Consider the following 18,637-nt stretch of genomic DNA (forward strand, 5'->3'; position numbering starts at 1 on the left):
CACACACTGCTGACGCCTCGGAGCTACCCGCATGGGCCTTGAACTGGTCACCTCTGGCAAGAATCTGCCGGAAGAAATCAACGTCGTCATCGAGATCCCCAAGGATTCGGAGCCGGTCAAGTACGAAGTCGACAAGGCCAGCGGGGCGATCTTCGTCGACCGCATCCTGTCGACCCCGATGCGGTATCCCTGCAACTATGGCTACGTGCCCAACACCCTGTGCGGCGATGGCGACCCGGCCGACGTGCTGGTGGTGCTGCCCTTGCCATTGGTGCCGGGCTCGGTGGTGCGCTGCCGTCCGGTGGGCGTGCTGCGCATGAGCGACGAGGCCGGCAGCGACGAAAAGATCCTGGCTGTGCCGATCGAGAAGATCTTCTCCGGTTACGCGCACATCGAAGACATCAACCAGGTGTCCAGCCACTGGATGGAACGTATCGGCCACTTCTTCGAGCATTACAAGGACTTGGAGAAGGGCAAGTGGGTCAAGCTGGACGGCTGGGGCGGCGCGGCCGAGGCCAAGCGCATCCTGACCGAGTCGGTGGAACGCTACAATTCCGACGCACCCTGATCCATCGATCGTGATGCTGCCCTGCGTGTAGGGGGCGATCGGGATCACGCTTCTGGCGTGATCCCGGTGACCGCAGTCGGCAGATTGGGTACATTGCCGAAAGCGTTTGGCCGGTGTCTGTCACCGGTGACTTCTGGGGAAGTGTCTTGCGTATTCTGTTTGTTGGGGACGAAGCCAGTCTTCCGTCCGACCTTGTCGACTACGTCGCCGACCTGGGCGACCAGTGGCAGGCGCAGCAGGTGGCCGATGGCAATTCGGCGATCGAAGCTGCCGCGCTGTCGCCGTTCGACGCCGTCATCGTTGCCCCGGTCCTGCCGGACCTGACTGCCGCCACCTTGCTGGGGCAAATCCGCACGCTGCGCCCGGACACCATTCGTATTGCGTTGATCGATGCGCAAGGCGGCCAGCGCACGCCGCCGGCCCGCATCATCGGCGTGGCGCATCGCTTCTTGCCGATGCCGCTGGCGCCCGAAGTGCTGCTCGAGGCGGTCACCAGCCTGGAGGAACTGCGCGAGCTGCTCAGCAATCCTCGCCTGCGCGCGGCGATCGGGCGGATCGAAAAGCTGCCCTCGCCCCCGCATTTGTACCTGAGCCTGATGCATGCGCTGGAAGAGGACGACGGCGCCGACGCGGCCGATATCGCCAAGCTGATCGCCGGCGACCCGGCGATCGCGGCAAAAGTGCTGCAATTGTGCAATTCGGCGTTCTTTTCCGGTGGCCGCAGCATCACCGACCTGCGCACGGCGGTGACCCGCCTGGGCGTGGCGACGCTGCGCGACCTGGTGCTGGCCAGCGAAGTGTTTTCGGTCCAGACGCTCACGCCGGCCGAGCGCAACGCGATGCAGCGCCGCGCCCTGCTCTCTTCGCGCCTGGCGGCCAAGGTGCTTCCGCCGACCAGCGCAGAACTCGGTTCCACCGCCGCATTGCTGGCCGACATCGGCTTGCTGCTGCCGGGCGTACGCGACGAGCGCGAGGCGCCGGCCGAAGGTGGCGACGAACGCCTGGGTCACACCGAAGCCGGCGCCTACCTGCTCGGCCTGTGGGGCTTGCCGATGCCCATCATCGAAGCGGTGGCCTTCCATCGCCATCCGCTGCGTTCCAGCATGCGCAGCTTCTGGGTCACCGGCGCAGTGCATGTCGCCACGGCATTGGCCAGCGGCGAAAGCGTTGACGAAGAGTACCTGACCAAGGTCGGCGTCATCGCCCGCCTGCCGAGCTGGCGCGAACAGGCCGATACGTTGCTGGGGCTCGCCGAGGCGTAAGGCACTCGCTTGCGGCATCCCGAAAGAAGCGCGGCCAAGGCCGCGTTTTTTTATGCCGTTTCTTCGACCGCCCTGCCTGGGGCCGTTGCGCCAGGGCCGCGCATTGCAAGCCTTGGTCTGGGCGATGTGTCACGGCACTCACCCCAAGCGCACCGCACTACACGCTCAAGCGCTGTGGAAGCTGTCCGAGAAGAAAGACTGCAGTTCTTTGCGAGCGGAGTCGCTGAGCAACTTCCACATCCTGCGCGCGTTTTTCGCGGAACTGCCGCACCGCTTGAGTCGCGCAGCGCATCTAAATCACGCGCCGCATGCGCATTGCCTCATCGCAACAGGGCACTGCATAAAAAAAGACGGGCCTTGCGGCCCGTCTTTCATTTACTACGCGCGTCGATGGATCAGAAGCGCTGGGTGTACTTCATGTACATGAAACGACCGATTTCGAAGCCGCCGTAGTAGGCAAAGCTGCTGTTCGGTGCCGAGTACTGCAGCGGACCGCGGTGATCGAACACATTGTTCGCGCCGAGTGCGATCGTGGCGTCCCACGGCGCCTTCCAGTTGACCTGCAGGTCGTGGAAGGTGTTGGCGCCGGTGTGACGCAGCGGGTCGGACTCGCCGTTGGCGATATGGTCCGGCGCATCGCAATAGCCTTCGGCCAGCGTGATGCAGCTTTCCTTCATGCCCGAGTAGTAACGCAGGGTGTAGTTGACGCCGAAATCACCCAGCGACCAGTTCACGCCAACGTTCGAACGCACGCGGAAGATGCCCGGCTCGCCGACACGGCCAATCATGATGGCGTTGCCTGCGCTGTCCTGGCCGGCTTCGTCGTACTTGCTGACGTAGCTGGTCTGCCAGTCGAAGGTGAAGGAACCGATGGCCGTTTCCGGCAGGCGGTACTTCACACCAAGGTCGTAGCCTTCGGTTTCCATCTGACCGAGGTTGGCCACGCCGTAGCTCATCGCCGAGATGTGACCATCGGCTGCACGTGTGACATTGGCGCAACGTTCAGCGTCGCCGAGCACATAGCAGTCGCGCAGGATGCGGTCGACGCTATCGGCGATGATCATGTCGTTGATCTCGTAGCGGTACCAATCCAGCGAGATGTCCAGACCCTGCACCCAACGCGGGCTCCAGACCAGACCGGCGGTCTTGCTCGTGGAGGTTTCCGGCTTCAGGTTCGGATTGGCGCCGCTGATGAATTCATCAGGCGTCTGGCACGGATAGGTCGTGCAAGGCACGAAGCCCTGGCCGAGCTGGGTGTAGCCCAGCGGCACGCCAGCGTTGGTGCAGGCCGCGTTGCCGTTGACGCTGTTGGGGGCGCCGACGCCGCAAGGATCGATGTAATCCTCGAAGCTGCTGCTCAGGCCGCCGTACAGGTCGCTGATGGTGGGCGCACGGAAACCTTCCGCATACGTCGCACGCACCAGCAGGTCTTCCAGCGGACGCCAGGTCAGGCCGAACTTCGAGTTCAGCGTGTTACCGAAGTTGCTGTAGTCCGAGTAACGCGTTGCAGCGTTGAAGGTCAGTTCCTTGGCGAAGGCGACATCGCTCAGGAGCGGAACATTCAATTCGAGGTAGACCTCGTCCAGCGAGTACTGGCCCTGCGTGGTCTTGGCACCCAGACCGGTGCTTTCGCCCGACTGCGCAAACGCATCCGGAGAGAAGCGACCTTCTTCCTTACGGTGTTCGTAGCCCACCGCAACGCCCAGATCGCCAGCCGGCAGCTCAACCACCGAACCGGACAGGTTTGCGGTGAAGCTGGTGGTCTTGGTCAGGCCGGTATCGGTGAAGGTCGGGAACAGGAATTCCTGCAGCGCCGGGTCGGCAAGCGAGCCCTGACCTGCAACGTTGTACGGCAGCAGCGGATTCCACGGACGGCAGGCCGACAGCGAGATCGGGTCTGCAGCGGTACCGCACTGCGCAACGCCCTGGCCGTTGATGAAGGACGGGCCCAGTGCCTGACGCGACGCGATGAGGCTCATGTCGCCACGGCTACGCTTGGTGTTCTCGTTGCGGTTCCACAACGCACCCACATCCCAATCCCAGGTCTTGCCGCCGATGTCGAAGTAGCCACTCAAGGTCGGCGCGAAGCGCAGGGTCTTGAGCTGGTTTTCGCTGGCGCGCGGCACTTCCCACAGACGACGACGGAAGTCGACATCCTGGCCGATCGGATTGAACGCGCTGCTGCCTTCCAGCGGAGTGCCGAAGGAACCGGACTGATACGGGTAGCCCGCGATCTGCCCGTCGGTCGTGCGCTCGTTGTAGGCAATATCGGCGTTGAAGGTGATGGCATCGGCAACGTCGTAGTTGACGTTTGCAAATACCGACTTCCGCTCGATACCGGTCTGCACCATCATCTGCTGGTTCGAGTTGGCGTACTCGGCCGGCGTGATCGGGTGATAGTCGGCCGGGTTGTTCGGGTTGCCGCCGGCATTGAGCGTCTGCCACACCGCGGTGTCCGGATCATCGCAGTCCACCTGCAGCGGATTGCACCACGAACCGTTCTGGCTGATGGGGCTCCAGCTGTTCGGGGTCGAGTTGGGACCGCGCGAACCATCGCGGCTGAACCAGCGGTTCTTGGCGAACACCGGGTCCTGCTTGGAATATTCGGCAGACAGCGTCACGCCACCGCGCTCGCCCTGCGAGCCAACAGTGAAGGAGTACTGCGTGGTGTCGCCGTCGCCCTGGCCGAACTGGCCGAACTGCACGCTGGCTTCAGCGCCGTCGAAACGCTTACGCGTGATGACGTTGACCACACCGGCGATCGCGTCGGAGCCGTAGATGGACGAGGCGCCGTCCTTCAGCACTTCAATACGCTCGATTGCCGACATCGGAATCTGGCTGAGATCCTGCAGACCGGAGGTCGACGCACCCAGACGCTTACCGTTCACCAGCACCAACGTACGCTGCGCGCCGAGGTTGCGCAGGTCGACGTAGTAACCGCCAACGTCTTCGCCGGACGACAGCGCGTCGGCGCGCGAGATGGCCGGGGAGCCGGCGGAGGTCAGGTTCTGCAGCACATCGGCAACAGACGTCAGGCCCTGCTTTTCCAGCGCTTGACGATCAAGGGTCAAAATCGGCTGCTGCGTTTCGACGTCGGCGCTGCGGATGCGCGAGCCGGTGATCTCGATACGGTCAAGCGTGGTGGTCGACTCTTGTGCGGCGGCAAAAGCCGGCGTCAACGCGATCGCAATACCGGCGGGCAACAGGCCCAGCCGCACTGCGGAGGTGCGAAGGTTCATCAATCTCTCCAGGGTTCGTTAGTGGCGCGTTAAGCGCCCCTGTGCAAATTACGATTGCGTGAACGCCGTCGCTTTGCGCGTCACGTTACGTGGCTTTGCCGAATCTGGCGGATTTGCCGTTTGGTCGCGGTAGTGCGATGCGGAGACACCGAAGCGCGCACGAAACGCACGCGCGAAGCTGCAGCAATTGTCGAAGCCGCTTGCGGCTGCAACCTCGCCGATCATCATCGAGGTATCGCGCAACAAATCGGATGCACGTTCCAGACGCAAGCGTGCGGACAACGCCTGCGGGCTTTCTTCGTACAAACTCTGAAACGTCTTGGAGACGTACCAACTGGAAAAGTTGGTCAGCTGCGCCAGTTCGCTGATGCGCACCACGCGGTCGCTGTTGCCTTCCAGGTACAGCCGTGCACGCTGCATACGCCCGAACACCTGACGCCGACGGCTGCGCGAGCGGCCTGGGCAACGCTGTTCCTGCGCAATGAAATCGCGCTGCATCGCGGCCAGGTGCAACAGCAACGGCCGCGCGGACGCACTGCCGCTTTGTGCGGCGGCATTGCGCCACAGGCGCAAGGCAATGCGCAGATCGCTGCGCGACAACTGGGCGCGGCCGGGATACAGCGTGGCATCGGTCAGTTCGGCAAGCGACTGCAGGCTCTCGCCATCCAGACCGACGCCCACGCATAGCGCGCTGCGATCTGCCTGCACGGTGGGATGGGAATCCTTGTCGAAGGCGATCCAGTCGCCGGCACGCAGACGAAAGCGGCCCTCCTTGGATTCCACCCATGCGCGTCCGCGTAGCTGTATCCACAAGGTGAATGTCGCCGCGTTGATACGGATGCTGCCGAGCCGCGAGACCGCCAGACAGGTAGTCGATGTCGACTCGTTGGCGTTATCGAGCGCGAGCGCAAGCCCACGATCCGCGGTGATGACCTGTTGCATGTTGGCAGCCCCCTGTACAAAAGAGGGCGTAGTGTTTTGCCGACTGTGGCGTCAGTCAGGAAGTTTTGACGAAACTGCGCCGAAATTGCCACGAAGCCTTCCCGAAGAACTTACGAGGCGATTTTTCTCAATACCGACAATAAGTTAGCAATGACGCCAATAGGCGCCACGGAATGCTGTGGCAATGGCATATACGCGATGGCGCTGCCATCTTCTTCGGCCAGCGACACATACAGCGTCCCATCGCGCTGGTTCAGGCTGAAACCGTTGATGGTGGTGAACTTGACCGCATCCAGGCACTGGCCGCGGCCGCTGCGCAACTCGCGATCGTAGGCAGCGCAACTGTCGGTGGACGACAGGTAATGCAGCTGGCCATTCACGCCCGGCGCCCAACTGCGATACCGCCAGCGCGATGGCTGTTGCGGATCGACAGCATGCAAGGTGTCGGCGGCCAGCGATGGAGCGACCTGCCACACACCGCCCCCGCTGAGGCGGGTCAGCAAGACCTGTCCGCTGGCGCGGTCCAGTCGCAATTGCGAGACGTCCTGCAGCGTCGCCAGCGCACGCCATGGGCTGCTGCGCCGGTCGTACAGCGTTGCGAAGGTATGCCCGTCGTCGGCAGCAGCAAGGACAAGCAGCCGGTCCGGATCGGGAAGATGGATCGCCTGCAGCGGGCGCGGCTGCGGCACGGGTAGTCGCACTACCTGGCCGCTACTGGGGGTCACTTCGAATAGCGCCGCATGCCCGGCCGCATCGCTGCCGCTGACCAGCACGCGTTGCGAATCGGCTGACCAGTCGGCGGCCTGGCGCGAATCCGGGCGCAGCCCTTCGATCAAGCGCACCGAACCGGGCTTGCTGACATCGCCCCACCACAGTGCGTACGCACCGGATCGATTGGATGCAAAGATCAGCTGGCGCCCATCCGGCGCAATCATCGGCTGATCGTCGCGCCCGCTGGATGGAAACAGTCGGCGTCGAATGTAGCCACCGTTCATCGTGTCGCCAATGACCTGATAGACGCCAAACTGCGGTTTGCGTTGCACGAACACCAGATGCCCATGCGCCACGTCCGGTGCTTGCGCATCGTCCACGCCCACATCGTGCAAGCTGTGGTCCCGCAGATCGAGGCGATACAGCCGCGCCTCGCTGTCCACGCGACGCCCGAAGATCAAACCGCTGCCATCGGGCAGCCAACTCCATCCACGGATATCGGCGTTGTCATGAGTGAGCCGTTCGGCGACGCCGCCTTCGGCAGGAATCCGCCACAGGTCTCCGAGCTGCGGATTACGCAGGAACACGATCCAATTCCCATCGGGCGAATACCGCGGCGCGTAATCGAAATCACCCGCCTGCGCCGGATAGTCCAGCGTCTGCCACTGCCCGGTTGTCAGATCCAGGCGACGCATGCGGGCCGCACCGTGCGTGCCGGTCATGCTGCCGAACACCAGCGCGCGCCCATCCGGCGACCAGCTGAAACTCAGCATGTCGGCACCATCGCACCGCATTACCTCGCGCGACGCCGCAGGCCCGGTGGCTGCGGCAATCATGACCCGGCAGCTGCCATCGGGCGCCTGCCTGGAAAACGCGATCTGCCGGCCATCCGGCGACCACGCCGGCAAACGATCGGAGACGCCGGGCGCAGGCGTCTCCAGTACCCGTGGATAGGCGTTGTCGGTGGTCTTGACCAGGATCGAGGTGCCGGTGCGATCGCTGGTCAATGAGGCGTACGCCACCCTCGCGCCATCGGGCGACAGGCTTGGCGTGAGATCGAATCCACCGCCTGCGGTAATGACCTGATACGGCCGTTTGGGGCTGCCCAGCACCGCATGCGCTTGCGCGGTCTCAGGTGCCGGAGCAGGTCGCCATGAGGTCCATACCGCAAGGCTCAGCACGACCAGCAACGCCACGCTGGCGACTGCCAGCGCCATCGAGCGCCGGTGTCGTGGCGCGGCCGGCGCCGCAACGACGGGCGCTACAGGCTGGCCAGGCGCGGTGCGGACGGGCGATGCGGTAGCGTCGGACTCGTCGGGGACGGACGCCACGCCTTGGTCTGGCTGCGCCGGCTCGAGCGTATCCGGACCCAGTGCTTCACCAGGCAGCGTCGCCGATGCAGGTGCCTGCGCTTCCCACACAACCGCCGCCATCAAGCGATACCCGGTCTTGGCGATGGTCTCGATGTGCTCCGAGCGCTGCCCGCCGTGGCTGGCAAACGCCTTGCGCAGCTGCGTGACCGCCTGGGTCACCACATCGTTGGTCGGCAAGGTATCGGGCCAAACCTCGGCAAGCAGTTGCTCGCGCGTGACCACCTGGCCCGGCTGCCGCGCCAGGGTCAGCAACACCGCCAGGGATTTGGGCGCCAGCCGCAGCGGACGCTTTGCGCCAGGTGCGTGCACCTCGCGCGAGGCAATGTCGACCACGCACTGGCCGACACGCAGCCGGCCCGATGGCATTGCAATAGCGGGAGGAACACTCATCGGCAAAAACACGCGTCGGCATGCAAGAACAACAAAGAGCGCCCCGCGCCTTCCGCGAAACGCCAAATTCAGCAAAGGACGACGACCAACTGTGTCATGCATCCATTTGGTGCAAATTTTACGCTATGCCCCGTTGCTTCCTAAGACAGGCGGCAGCGTCAGGCTCTCTCTCTCTCGCCGACGAATTCGAATAATTACGACGTACCCTTCGCGCCTTCTGGCGCGATTTTTTTATCTGCGATTCAGCTAAATCAGCTGAAACCCTTATTTACTGGAATCGCTTGCAACCCTGCCATAGCGCGGCACTTGCGGACCGCGCCGTAATCTGTTCAGTACAAAACTGAACTTTTCCTAAGCAGGCGCTACATCACGTTTTATGAAACGCTGCCATGTAACGCGTCACGTGGCGCGATAGACCTGCGCGCCCTGCGCGACAAATTGCGCGGACTTTTCCTGCATGCCCGTCGACAGCGCTTGCGCCTCGCTCATGCCGTGCTCGGCCGCGTAATCACGCACGTCCTGGGTAATCTTCATCGAGCAGAAGTGTGGCCCGCACATCGAGCAGAAGTGCGCCAGCTTGTGCGCGTCCTTGGGCAGGGTTTGGTCATGGAACTCCTTGGCCTTTTCCGGATCCAGGCCAAGATGGAACTGGTCGTCCCAACGGAATTCGAAACGCGCCTTGCTCAAGGCGTTGTCGCGCACTTGCGCGCCCGGATGCCCCTTGGCCAGGTCGGCGGCATGCGCGGCGATCTTGTAGGCCATGATGCCGTCGCGCACGTCCTGCCGGTTGGGCAGGCCCAGGTGCTCTTTCGGAGTGACGTAGCAGAGCATGGCGGTGCCGAACCAGCCGATCATCGCCGCACCGATCGCGCTGGTGATGTGGTCGTAGCCCGGCGCGATGTCGGTAGTCAGCGGCCCCAGGGTGTAGAACGGCGCCTCGCCGCATTCGCGCAGCTGCTTGTCCATGTTTTCCTTGATCAATTGCATCGGCACATGGCCGGGGCCTTCAATCATGGTCTGCACATCGTGTTTCCAGGCGAGCTGGGTCAGCTCGCCCAGCGTTTCCAGCTCGCCGAATTGCGCCGCGTCGTTGGCGTCGGCGATGCAGCCGGGGCGTAGGCCATCGCCCAACGAAAACGCCACGTCGTAGGCCTTCATGATCTGGCAGATGTCTTCGAAGTGCGTGTAGAGAAAATTCTCCTTGTGATGCGCCAGGCACCACTTGGCCATGATCGAACCGCCACGCGAGACGATGCCGGTCACGCGCTGTGCGGTCAGCGGTACGTAACGCAGCAACACGCCGGCGTGGATGGTGAAGTAATCCACGCCCTGTTCGGCCTGCTCGATCAAGGTGTCGCGAAAAATTTCCCAGGTCAGCGCCTCGGCGCGTCCATCGACCTTCTCCAGCGCCTGATAGATCGGCACCGTGCCGATCGGGACCGGCGAGTTGCGGATGATCCATTCGCGCGTCTCATGGATGTGCTTGCCGGTGGACAGATCCATGACCGTGTCCCCGCCCCAGCGGATCGACCACACCAGCTTCTCGACCTCTTCGGCAATGCCTGAAGACACCGCGCTGTTGCCGATGTTGGCATTGATCTTGGTCAGGAAATTGCGGCCGATGATCATCGGCTCGCTCTCGGGGTGATTGATGTTGTTGGGCAAGATCGCGCGGCCCCGTGCGATCTCTTCGCGCACGAACTCCGGTGTAATGCGTTGCTGGATCGAAGCTCCGAACGCCTGGCCCGGGTGCTGCCTGCGCAAGCTTGCATCGGTCACCGCTTCCAGGCGCTGGTTTTCGCGGATCGCCACGTACTCCATTTCCGGCGTGATGATGCCGCGGCGCGCGTAATGCATCTGGGTGACGTTGGCGCCCTGTCGCGCTACCCGCGGCAGACGCCGCGCCGGAAAGCGCACTGCATCCAGACGCACATCGTGCTCGCGGCCACGCCCGAAGCTGGAGCTCAGCCCGTCCAGGGCGACGGTGTCGCCACGCTCGGCAATCCACTGCGCACGCAGCGGTGCCAGACCGGCTGCCAGATCGATCGCCACCCGCGGATCGGTGTAAGGCCCGGACGTGTCGTAGACGCTGAGCGGCGGATTCTCTTCGCCGCCGAACAAGGTGGGCGTGCGCGTCAAGGCGATCTCGCGCATCGGCACCTGCAGATCGGCGCGCGAGCCTTGCACGAAGATCTTGCGTGAACCGGGAATCGGCTGGGTGACAGCCTCCGACAACGACTGGGCTTGTTGTTGCAAAACGGTGGGCGCGGCATTCATGGCATTCGTCCTGTGTGCTGGCCCTGCGAAGGAGTCGCAGTGCGGACGAAGCGGCGGCGCTCGATACCGACTGCCCGTGCACGCACGAACCATCGCATCTAACGAAGCTTCCCTACGCCGGTATCAGCCGGATCAGGTTCGAAGGGACTATCTCAACCGCAGCACGCTGCGGTACCCCCACTTCGGCGGCGATTAAACCACATCGCACCTGCGCAGCTAAACAAAATCCGCCACAGACCCGCAGCGCGCACGGCCCGCGCTAAACCCGTAGGGCATACCGCACTGACGCAGCGGCCGCGCCGGCCTGCTGTTGCGCGTCGCAAGGTTGTCGCGTTCGGCGGCGACATATGTCCGCACAGGTCATCTCACGTCGCTGCAGCACACGCCCAGCGTCGCCCGGGCATTACATGGCGCGCCGATGCATTGCGCGCGTCGCCACGCAACAAGGCGCCGATTGACGAAAAACGGCGGCGAAACCCGCTCGTTAAATTCCCGCTAAGCCTGCGTGGCGTGCCGAAGACGCCGCACGCATGCAGGTGTCATTCACGGGGATCGCGCTGTCGCTCCTCCTCTACCGGGAACCGCCGTACATATGACTAAGACAACGCTCCACCCGACGATGCGTCGGGGCTCGCTCGCGATCGCCATCAGCCTGTGCGTCAGCACGAGCGCCATCGCCCAGGAACAAACCGACAAGAGTCCGACCAACCTGGACAAGATCGAAGTCACCGGCTCGCGCATCCGTTCGGTCGATGTGGAAAATTCGCAACCGGTACTGGTACTGACGCGCCAGGACATCGAAAAGCAGGGCCTGACCTCGGTTGCCGACGTTCTCAAGCGCATTCCCTCCAATGGCGCGACGATGAACAGCACCGTCAACAACGGCGGCGACGGCTCGGCCACGGTGAGCCTGCGCAACCTGGGCGCCTCACGCACGCTGGTGCTGGTCAATGGCCGGCGCTGGGTCTCGGGCCTGTCCGGTTCGGTGGATCTGAACACCATCCCCTCGGCCATCGTGGAGCGCGTGGAAGTCCTCAAGGATGGCGCCTCGTCGATCTATGGCTCCGATGCCATCGCGGGCGTGGTCAACATCATTACCCGTACCAATTTCGATGGCGCCGAAGTCAACGCCTATGTTGGCCAATACGGCCAGGGCGACGGTCAGCGCACCTCTTTCGACGCGACCGTGGGCGCCACCAGCGAGCGCGGCAATCTGGTCATCGGCTTGTCCAGCGTCAAGGAAGATGCGGTGATGGCAGGCGACCGGGAGATCTCCGCCGAGCCGGTGTACGGCGCGGGCTCGTCGGCCTACAGCAGCTACTCGGCAAGCGGCCGCCTCCGTGCAAATGGCACCAGCGGCGCCTGGACGGTATTGCCCGACAGCGCCACCGCGAGCGGCGACAGCAGGTATCCGCGCTATGGCCTGGACCAGTACACCGCCTTCAACACGTCCGAATATGGCTACAACTACGCCAAGGACAATTACCTGGTCACGCCACAGAAGCGCGACGCGTTGTACGTGCAGGGCAACTACGCACTCACCGACAACGTGCGCTTCAAGTTCGATGGACTGTATAACCGCCGCCAGTCGTCGCAGCAATTGGCAGGCTTTCCGCTGGCCTCCGTCAACACCGGCATCCTGTTGAGCGGCGAGAGCTACTACAACCCGTACAACACTGCCTACGGCGGCGACGGGCGCGATGTGGGTTGGTCGCACCGCTTGACCGAATTCGCACGCACCTATCAGCAGGACGTCAAGACCTCGCACGTGTACACCGGGCTGGAAGGCGACTTCCAGTTTGCCGACAGGCAGTTCAGTTGGGATGTGGGCTTTGCGCACAACCAGACCGACCAGACCGAAACCCAGTATGGCGATGTCAATCTGCTCAACCTGGGCAATGCGCTCGGTGCATCGGGCATCGTCAATGGCACCCTGGCGTGCCTGGACAGCGGCGGCGCCGTCATTGCCGGCTGCGTACCGTTCAACCCCTTGTCGCCGGCCGGTGGCGTGACCCAGGAAATGCTGGACTACATCCTGTTCACTGCGCACAACACATATCAATATAAAAACAGCAGCTTCACCGCCAACCTCACCGGCGAGCTGTTCGAGCTGCCCGCCGGCTGGATGAGTTTTGCCGCCGGTGTCGAACATCGCGAGGAAAGCGGATTCTCCTCACCGGATGCCTTGATTTCGGCCGGCTATACCTCGGGCAATTCGTTTACGCCCACCTCTGGCTCGTACACGCTCAACGACTACTACACCGAAGTGGCGATTCCGCTGCTGAAGGATGTGCCCGGTGCGCAGTTGCTGGAATTGAGCGCAGCAGTGCGTTATTCGGACTACAACACCTTCGGCAGCACCACCAATAGCAAGTTCGGCTTCAAGTGGAAGCCGGTCGCCGACCTGCTGATTCGCGGCAATTACGCCACCGGTTTCCGCGCGCCATCGATCGAAGATCTGTATCTGGGCGCCTCGGACAGTTTCGACACCTATTCCGATCCCTGCTCGACCAATAGCACCTCCTACACCAGCGCGATTGCGGCCGCATGCGCAGCCCGCGGCGTGCCTGCCAATTACGTTGCCGAATACAACAGCGCCAGCGGCAACTCCGGCCAGACCATCTATCCGTTCACCTACACCAGCAACGCCAACCTGCAACCGGAAAAATCCAAGAACACCACGCTTGGCTTTGTCTACAGCCCGGCTTCGGTGCAGGGCCTGGACGTGTCGCTGGACTGGTGGAAGATCGAAATCACCGACGCCATCACCGAATTCAGCGCCAATCAGATCCTGTCGCAGTGTTACCAGTTCAACGTCTCGGCGTTCTGCGATCTGGTGACCCGCGATGCGACAGGGACCATCACCGGCCTGGTGATCCAGCCGGTGAATGTCGGCGAGCAACGCATGCAAGGCTACGATTTCACCGCGCGTTACAAACTGCCGCAGACCGCAATCGGCCAGTTCATGCTCACGCTGGATTCGACCTACGTGGCCGTCAACGAGCAGAAGCAGGACGACAATTCTGCGTGGGAAAGCTACAACGGCATCTACCACACCAACAACCCGAACTGGCGCACCCGCGGCACGCTCACCCTGGACTGGAGCTACGGCAATCTGGCCGCCAACTGGGCCGTGCGGTACTACTCGGGCATGAAGGACTACGATTCGGAACTGGACGACAACGGAAACTATCGCCACGTTGCGGCGACTGCGTTCAACGACATGCAGGTGTCTTACCAGCTTCCATGGAATGCGACCGTGCGGTTGGGTCTGAACAACGTCTTCGACCGCGATCCGCCGGTCGCGCTCAGCGCCTCGGCCAACTCGTTCGATCCGGCCTACGCCATCCCGGGACGCTACAGCTACCTGCAGTACACGCAGCGCTTCTGAGCACGCTGTCCTGATCCACGTGTTGTCACAACGACCTCCTTCGGGAGGTCGTTGTCTGTGTGGCACGGCTAACACGCAATCAAGCGCTTGGCACACGGCACGGCGATGGCGACATGCACAGACATTTCCAGGGCACATCGCACCGCTAGCCTGCAGCCACTACAACAAGAAACCTGCTCTCTCTCCCTGCCGCCGATCTTCGGCGGCTTTTTTTTGTTGTCCGGGTGGAGGCGCAGCAGCCAAACCCCGGCCGGGCGACGCCATCACTCCAGCGTATAGCCCACCCGCAAGCCGCCCCAGTGCTTGCCGCCGACGAAGATCGGCGTGGACAGGTCGAACATGATCTGGCCGGTATCGCGGCGATAGACCTGCAGACGGTAAGGATCGGTATGCGCGCCCACGCTGCGCCCAACGCGGTCGGTGAACTTGCGCTTGGTGCGGTTGCCGACCAGATCGCGCTTGGCATCGCCGGTCAACGGTTGGGTGAAGCGCAGGTTGTGCGTGGGCACATACCCATCGGGGTTGGCGCAGATGGCGAAGACGATCCACGGGTGCGCGTCCAGCAGCGGCTCCTGCAAAGCGGGCAGTAGCTGGTCGCAGAGCGCATCGAAGTCGGTACTGAACTTGGGCGGCTCCACGCCGGCGATCGGCGTATAGGTGCGCGCGAACAATGCGGCTTGCTCGATCTGCCCGCGCGCAATGGCTTGCGCCAGCGCACTGCCGATCTTGCCGGCCGTGGCAACGGCCAGCTCCTTGACCCGCGCGTGCCTGGGCACCTGCAGCGGGTCCGGCGGCAACCGGAACAAGCCCACGCAATCGCGCAGGGTTTCGGTGCCGCGCTCCAGCGCTTCGCTGCGTTCGGCCACGTGCGCGGCATGCTGCAGATTGCTGCGGCCCAACGCCACCACGCCATCTACCGCACGCTCGATCCCGCGAATTTCCCCGTCCTGCGCCTGGATGCGCCCGGCCACGGTGGTCATCGCGCTGCTGGCCTGCCCGAGCACACGGGTGATGCCATCGAGCACCGCTTCTGTGCCACGTGCAGAGGCTGCGCCCTCCCCTACGGCGGCGCTGGTTTCGGCCAGGATCGCGCGTACGTCGCGTGCCGCCGCTGCGGCGCGTTCGGCCAGCCGCCGGATCTCGGTGGCCACCACCGCAAACCCGCGCCCGGCATCGCCGGCATGCGCGGCTTCGATGCTGGCATTGATCGACAGGATATTGGTCTGGAACGCCACCGAATCGATGACTTCGATGACTTCGCCCGCACGTGACGCTCGGCGCTCCACTTCGTGCATTGCTTGGCCCAGCGCATGCGCGGCAGCCACACCTTGCCGCGCACTGTCGTCGGCGCTGGCGGCCAGCGCAATCACCTGCGCCAGCTCGGCATTGACGTCCTGCAGGCTGGACGACAGCCGCTCCACCGCGGTGCGCGCACCGTCCAACGCCTCGTTCTGCGCCTGCGACTGGCGCACCATTTCATCGTTCTCGGCCACCAGCGGCGGCACTTCGGCAGCGATCTGCACCGACAAGGCCACTGCCTGGCGGATGGCCTCGGCCAGATTGCCGAACCCGGCTTGCAGGCGCCGGCCCATCTCGGTTTCCGCCAGTCCCGGCGGCAACAGGAGTTCGAGTTCGCAGCCGGCCAGCGCCTGGGCAGTGCGCTCGAGCACCGTGCGGTCTTCGTGCTCGGCCTGCAGGCGTGCAACCAGCGGCTGCAGCAGGGGCGAGATCGGCACCGGCCGGCTGCCGTCGGCCAGACGCGTGGCCTCGCGCAGCAGGATCGCCGTTTCCACATGCGGCAGCGACAGCATCCAGCCGCCATGCGCGCGGTCGCGCACATAGCGCACGCGCCGCGCCGGGTCGTCGCCCGGGGCAGCCCAGACGCCGTCTTCGCCAACCAGATCGGCCGCGCTCAAGCCCCACACCACCGAGGCCGGCGCGCCCTGCAGCTCGAGCGCCGTTTTGCCCAGCACATCCAGGCCGACGCGGTTGCAGGCCACCACACACGCCTCGGCGGACAACCGCAGCAAGGCCACGGGCGCATCCGGGAGCACGGCCGTCTGGGTCTGCGACGGCGGGTCGGGCTGTTGCATCGAATTCATGAGGGGCTCCTGCTCCATCCCGTGATTAGCGGCGTGCGGCGGCCGGAGTTGAGCGGCAACCTCAACCGTGTCGCGCGCTCAGTATCCGGCCGCCTGGCCGTCCTTGCGGCTCTCCGACGCACCGTAGTACACGCCGCTGGCCGCATCGCGGGCGATGGCCTGATACCCGCCGTACGGACCGTCGGCAAAGATCACCCGGTGGCCTTTGCGCATCAGCGCGCGGATGGTGTCGTAGGAGAAGCCGGTTTCCAGATTCACCTCGCCGCCATCGCGCATCGCGGTGGCCTGCCCGGTCGGTTCGGTGGAGCCCTCGTGCTGGATACGCGGCGCGTCGCCGGCTTCCTGCAGGTTCATGTGGAAGTCCACCAGGTTCATCACGATCTGCACGTGCCCCTGCGGCTGCATCGCCCCGCCCATCACGCCGAAGCTCAGCCAGGGCTTGCCGTCCTTGGTGACGAAGGCCGGGATGATGGTCTGGAACGGCCGCTTGCCCGGCGCGTAGCCGTTGGGATGATCCTTCTTCAGCACGAACATCTCGCCGCGGTCCTGCAGGATGAAACCCAGCCCCGGCGGCGCCATGCCGCTGCCCATGCCGCGGTAGTTGGACTGGATCAGCGAGACCATCATGCCGTCGGCATCGGCCACGGTCATATAGATGGTGTCGCCCTCTTCCAGTTGCCTGGGTGTCCCCGGCTGTACTTCCTTGAGCGCCTTGTCCATCGAAATCAGCGCGCGCCGCTGGTTGGCGTAGTCCTTGGAGATCAGCCTGGCCAGCGGTGCCGGCTGAAACGCCGGGTCGGCGTAGAAGCGCGCGCGGTCGGCGAAGGCCAGCTTCTTGGCCTCGGTGAACAAGTGCACGTGCTCGGCCGAGCCGAACGGAATCTTGGAGAAATCGTAACCCTCCAGGATATTGAGCATCTGCAACGCGGCGATGCCCTGGCTGTTGGGCGGCAGTTCCCACACATCAACGCCGCGATAATTGGTGGACACCGGTTCGACCCACTCGCCCGTATGGCTGGCCAGGTCCTCATAGCTGAGGTAGCCGCCGTTGGCCTTGAAGTAGGCACCGATGGTGCGGGCGATGTCGCCCTTGTAGAACGCGTCACGGCCGCCGTCGGCGATCTGCTGCAGCGTGTTGGCCAGGTTCGGGTTCTTCCACAGCTCGCCCTTGCGCGGGGCGTGGCCGTCGATGGTGAACTGCTCCTTGAACCCGGGGTATTGCGACAGGCGCGGCACCGAACGGTCCCAGTAATAGGCGATGGTCTCGGCGACCGGATGGCCTTCGCGCGCGTAGCGGATCGCCGGCGCCAGGTTCTGTGCCATCGGCTTGCGCCCGAAGCGCGCGTGCAGCGCGAACCAGCCGTCCACCGCACCCGGCACCGACACCGGCAACGGGCCGGTCGGCGGAATGTCCTTCAAGCCACGGCGCTGGAATTCGGCCAGGGTCAGCGATTTGGGCGAGCGGCCGGAGCCATTGTAGCCGTAGAGCTTGTGGGTCTTGGGGTCCCAAACGATCGCAAATAGATCCCCTCCCACGCCATTGCCGGTGGGCTCCATCAGGCCCAGCGCGGCATTGGCCGCGATCGCTGCATCCACCGCCGAGCCGCCATCCTTCATCACGTCCAGCGCGATCTGGGTGGCCAGCGGTTGCGAGGTCGCGGCCATGGCATTCGGCGCAATGACTTCCGAGCGGGTGGCAAACGGCTGCCCGGTGACGCGGTCGGCAGCGCCGAGGGGCGGCGCGAGCAACGCCAGAGCAGACACCAACAACACAGGTACGCGACGCATCACCGAGGGCCCCTGACACTGAGAATGAGGTGCCAACCATACCAGCGGGCCGCGTCCTGCCGTCCGATCGACACTTGGCAGCGCGCTCAATGCCGCGCAGATGGTGATCCCCGTCGGCGCTTGTCGTGCCGTCCCGATCAGGTTTCAGCAGTAACCATGCAGCTGCGACGGGGCTTTGCACGCGACTCGGCCCATCGATGCGGATGTTTCAAGCGCAAGGGTTGACACCCTGGTTGCCGCGGTGGTTATCTCAGGCCCATGCCGCACCACTTCACCACCTCGAACGCCCCACTGTCCGCGCCCTCCGGCGCGTTGGCTGCGTCGCTTCTCGTGCTCGTACTTATTACCTCGCCAACCGGTGCGGGACGAGACTTCGTGTAGGCAACAGACACACAAGGCTTCGATCAGACCCCGCACCGGCAACGGCGCGGGGTTTCGCGTTTCAGGGATCACCAAAAGTTTCGAATGACATGAACGACATCACTGCCACATCCGCAACATCGCCATGCGCCCAGCCGCGCATGAGTGCCTGTGGTTGCCTGCGCACTGTCATCGCGCGTCCCCGCCTTGCTCAGCCGGCCAGTGCACGCACTG

Annotated in this window: 9 protein-coding genes and 1 riboswitch; of the genes, 3 read left to right on the forward strand and 6 right to left on the reverse strand. The window is 64.0% G+C overall.

What is annotated here, in order from left to right:
- Positions 1-31 precede the first annotated feature (31 nt).
- Together ppa and ACCQ16_RS16405 are read left to right on the forward strand one after the other, a co-directional pair.
- The gene (gene ppa, locus ACCQ16_RS16400) at positions 32-568 is read left to right on the forward strand and encodes an inorganic diphosphatase (RefSeq protein ID WP_005911986.1); all 537 of its coding nucleotides are present in this window, start codon (positions 32-34) and stop codon (positions 566-568) included.
- Positions 569-681: 113 nt separating this feature from the next.
- Positions 682-1,830 (forward strand): HDOD domain-containing protein, encoded by a 1,149-nt coding sequence (locus ACCQ16_RS16405; RefSeq protein ID WP_029820216.1) that lies wholly within the window; start codon positions 682-684, stop codon positions 1,828-1,830.
- Between the two features lie 395 nt (positions 1,831-2,225).
- Here the strand turns inward: ACCQ16_RS16405 and ACCQ16_RS16410 are convergent, their stop codons facing one another.
- From ACCQ16_RS16410 to thiC, 4 genes are all read right to left on the reverse strand, one after another.
- Entirely contained in the window at positions 2,226-5,069 is a 2,844-nt protein-coding gene (locus tag ACCQ16_RS16410) for a TonB-dependent receptor plug domain-containing protein (protein ID WP_008573719.1), read from the reverse strand.
- A 48-nt stretch (positions 5,070-5,117) separates the two neighbouring features.
- The gene (locus ACCQ16_RS16415) at positions 5,118-6,011 is read right to left on the reverse strand and encodes a helix-turn-helix domain-containing protein (protein WP_277572501.1); all 894 of its coding nucleotides are present in this window, start codon (positions 6,009-6,011) and stop codon (positions 5,118-5,120) included.
- Positions 6,012-6,121: 110 nt separating this feature from the next.
- The gene (locus ACCQ16_RS16420) at positions 6,122-8,461 is read right to left on the reverse strand and encodes a winged helix-turn-helix transcriptional regulator (protein ID WP_277572500.1); all 2,340 of its coding nucleotides are present in this window, start codon (positions 8,459-8,461) and stop codon (positions 6,122-6,124) included.
- A gap of 423 nt (positions 8,462-8,884) precedes the next feature.
- The gene (gene thiC / locus ACCQ16_RS16425; protein WP_277572499.1) at positions 8,885-10,762 is read right to left on the reverse strand and encodes a phosphomethylpyrimidine synthase ThiC; all 1,878 of its coding nucleotides are present in this window, start codon (positions 10,760-10,762) and stop codon (positions 8,885-8,887) included.
- A 91-nt stretch (positions 10,763-10,853) separates the two neighbouring features.
- A riboswitch (TPP riboswitch) is annotated at positions 10,854-10,951 on the reverse strand.
- A 430-nt stretch (positions 10,952-11,381) separates the two neighbouring features.
- Between thiC and ACCQ16_RS16430 the strand changes: the two genes are divergently transcribed.
- The gene (locus ACCQ16_RS16430; protein ID WP_008573711.1) at positions 11,382-14,153 is read left to right on the forward strand and encodes a TonB-dependent receptor; all 2,772 of its coding nucleotides are present in this window, start codon (positions 11,382-11,384) and stop codon (positions 14,151-14,153) included.
- 263 nt (positions 14,154-14,416) lie between these two features.
- Here ACCQ16_RS16430 and ACCQ16_RS16435 read toward each other — a convergent pair whose 3' ends face one another.
- Together ACCQ16_RS16435 and ggt are read right to left on the reverse strand one after the other, a co-directional pair.
- Positions 14,417-16,273: a methyl-accepting chemotaxis protein gene (locus ACCQ16_RS16435; RefSeq protein WP_170922851.1), complete on the reverse strand. Its 1,857-nt coding sequence runs from the start codon at positions 16,271-16,273 to the stop codon at positions 14,417-14,419.
- 60 nt (positions 16,274-16,333) lie between these two features.
- Positions 16,334-18,043 carry a gamma-glutamyltransferase gene (gene ggt / locus ACCQ16_RS16440; protein ID WP_277572498.1) on the reverse strand — a complete coding sequence of 570 codons (1,710 nt, stop codon included), beginning with the start codon at positions 18,041-18,043 and terminating at the stop codon, positions 16,334-16,336.
- Between the last annotated feature and the right edge of the window lie 594 nt (positions 18,044-18,637).

The sequence above is a fragment of the Xanthomonas sp. NCPPB 1062 genome, assembly GCF_041481705.2.
Lineage (GTDB): Bacteria > Pseudomonadota > Gammaproteobacteria > Xanthomonadales > Xanthomonadaceae > Xanthomonas > Xanthomonas euvesicatoria.

What these genes read in the sequence shown, in the direction of transcription:
- ppa (WP_005911986.1), top strand. Translation starts at nt 32, where the DNA reads ATGGGCCTTGAACTGGTCACCTCTGGCAAGAATCTGCCGGAAGAAATC.
- ACCQ16_RS16410 (WP_008573719.1), bottom strand. Translation starts at nt 5,069, where the DNA reads ATGAACCTTCGCACCTCCGCAGTGCGGCTGGGCCTGTTGCCCGCCGGT.
- ACCQ16_RS16415 (WP_277572501.1), bottom strand. Translation starts at nt 6,011, where the DNA reads ATGCAACAGGTCATCACCGCGGATCGTGGGCTTGCGCTCGCGCTCGAT.
- ACCQ16_RS16420 (WP_277572500.1), bottom strand. Translation starts at nt 8,461, where the DNA reads ATGCCATCGGGCCGGCTGCGTGTCGGCCAGTGCGTGGTCGACATTGCC.
- thiC (WP_277572499.1), bottom strand. Translation starts at nt 10,762, where the DNA reads ATGAATGCCGCGCCCACCGTTTTGCAACAACAAGCCCAGTCGTTGTCG.
- ACCQ16_RS16430 (WP_008573711.1), top strand. Translation starts at nt 11,382, where the DNA reads ATGCGTCGGGGCTCGCTCGCGATCGCCATCAGCCTGTGCGTCAGCACG.
- ACCQ16_RS16435 (WP_170922851.1), bottom strand. Translation starts at nt 16,273, where the DNA reads ATGGAGCAGGAGCCCCTCATGAATTCGATGCAACAGCCCGACCCGCCG.
- ggt (WP_277572498.1), bottom strand. Translation starts at nt 18,043, where the DNA reads ATGCGTCGCGTACCTGTGTTGTTGGTGTCTGCTCTGGCGTTGCTCGCG.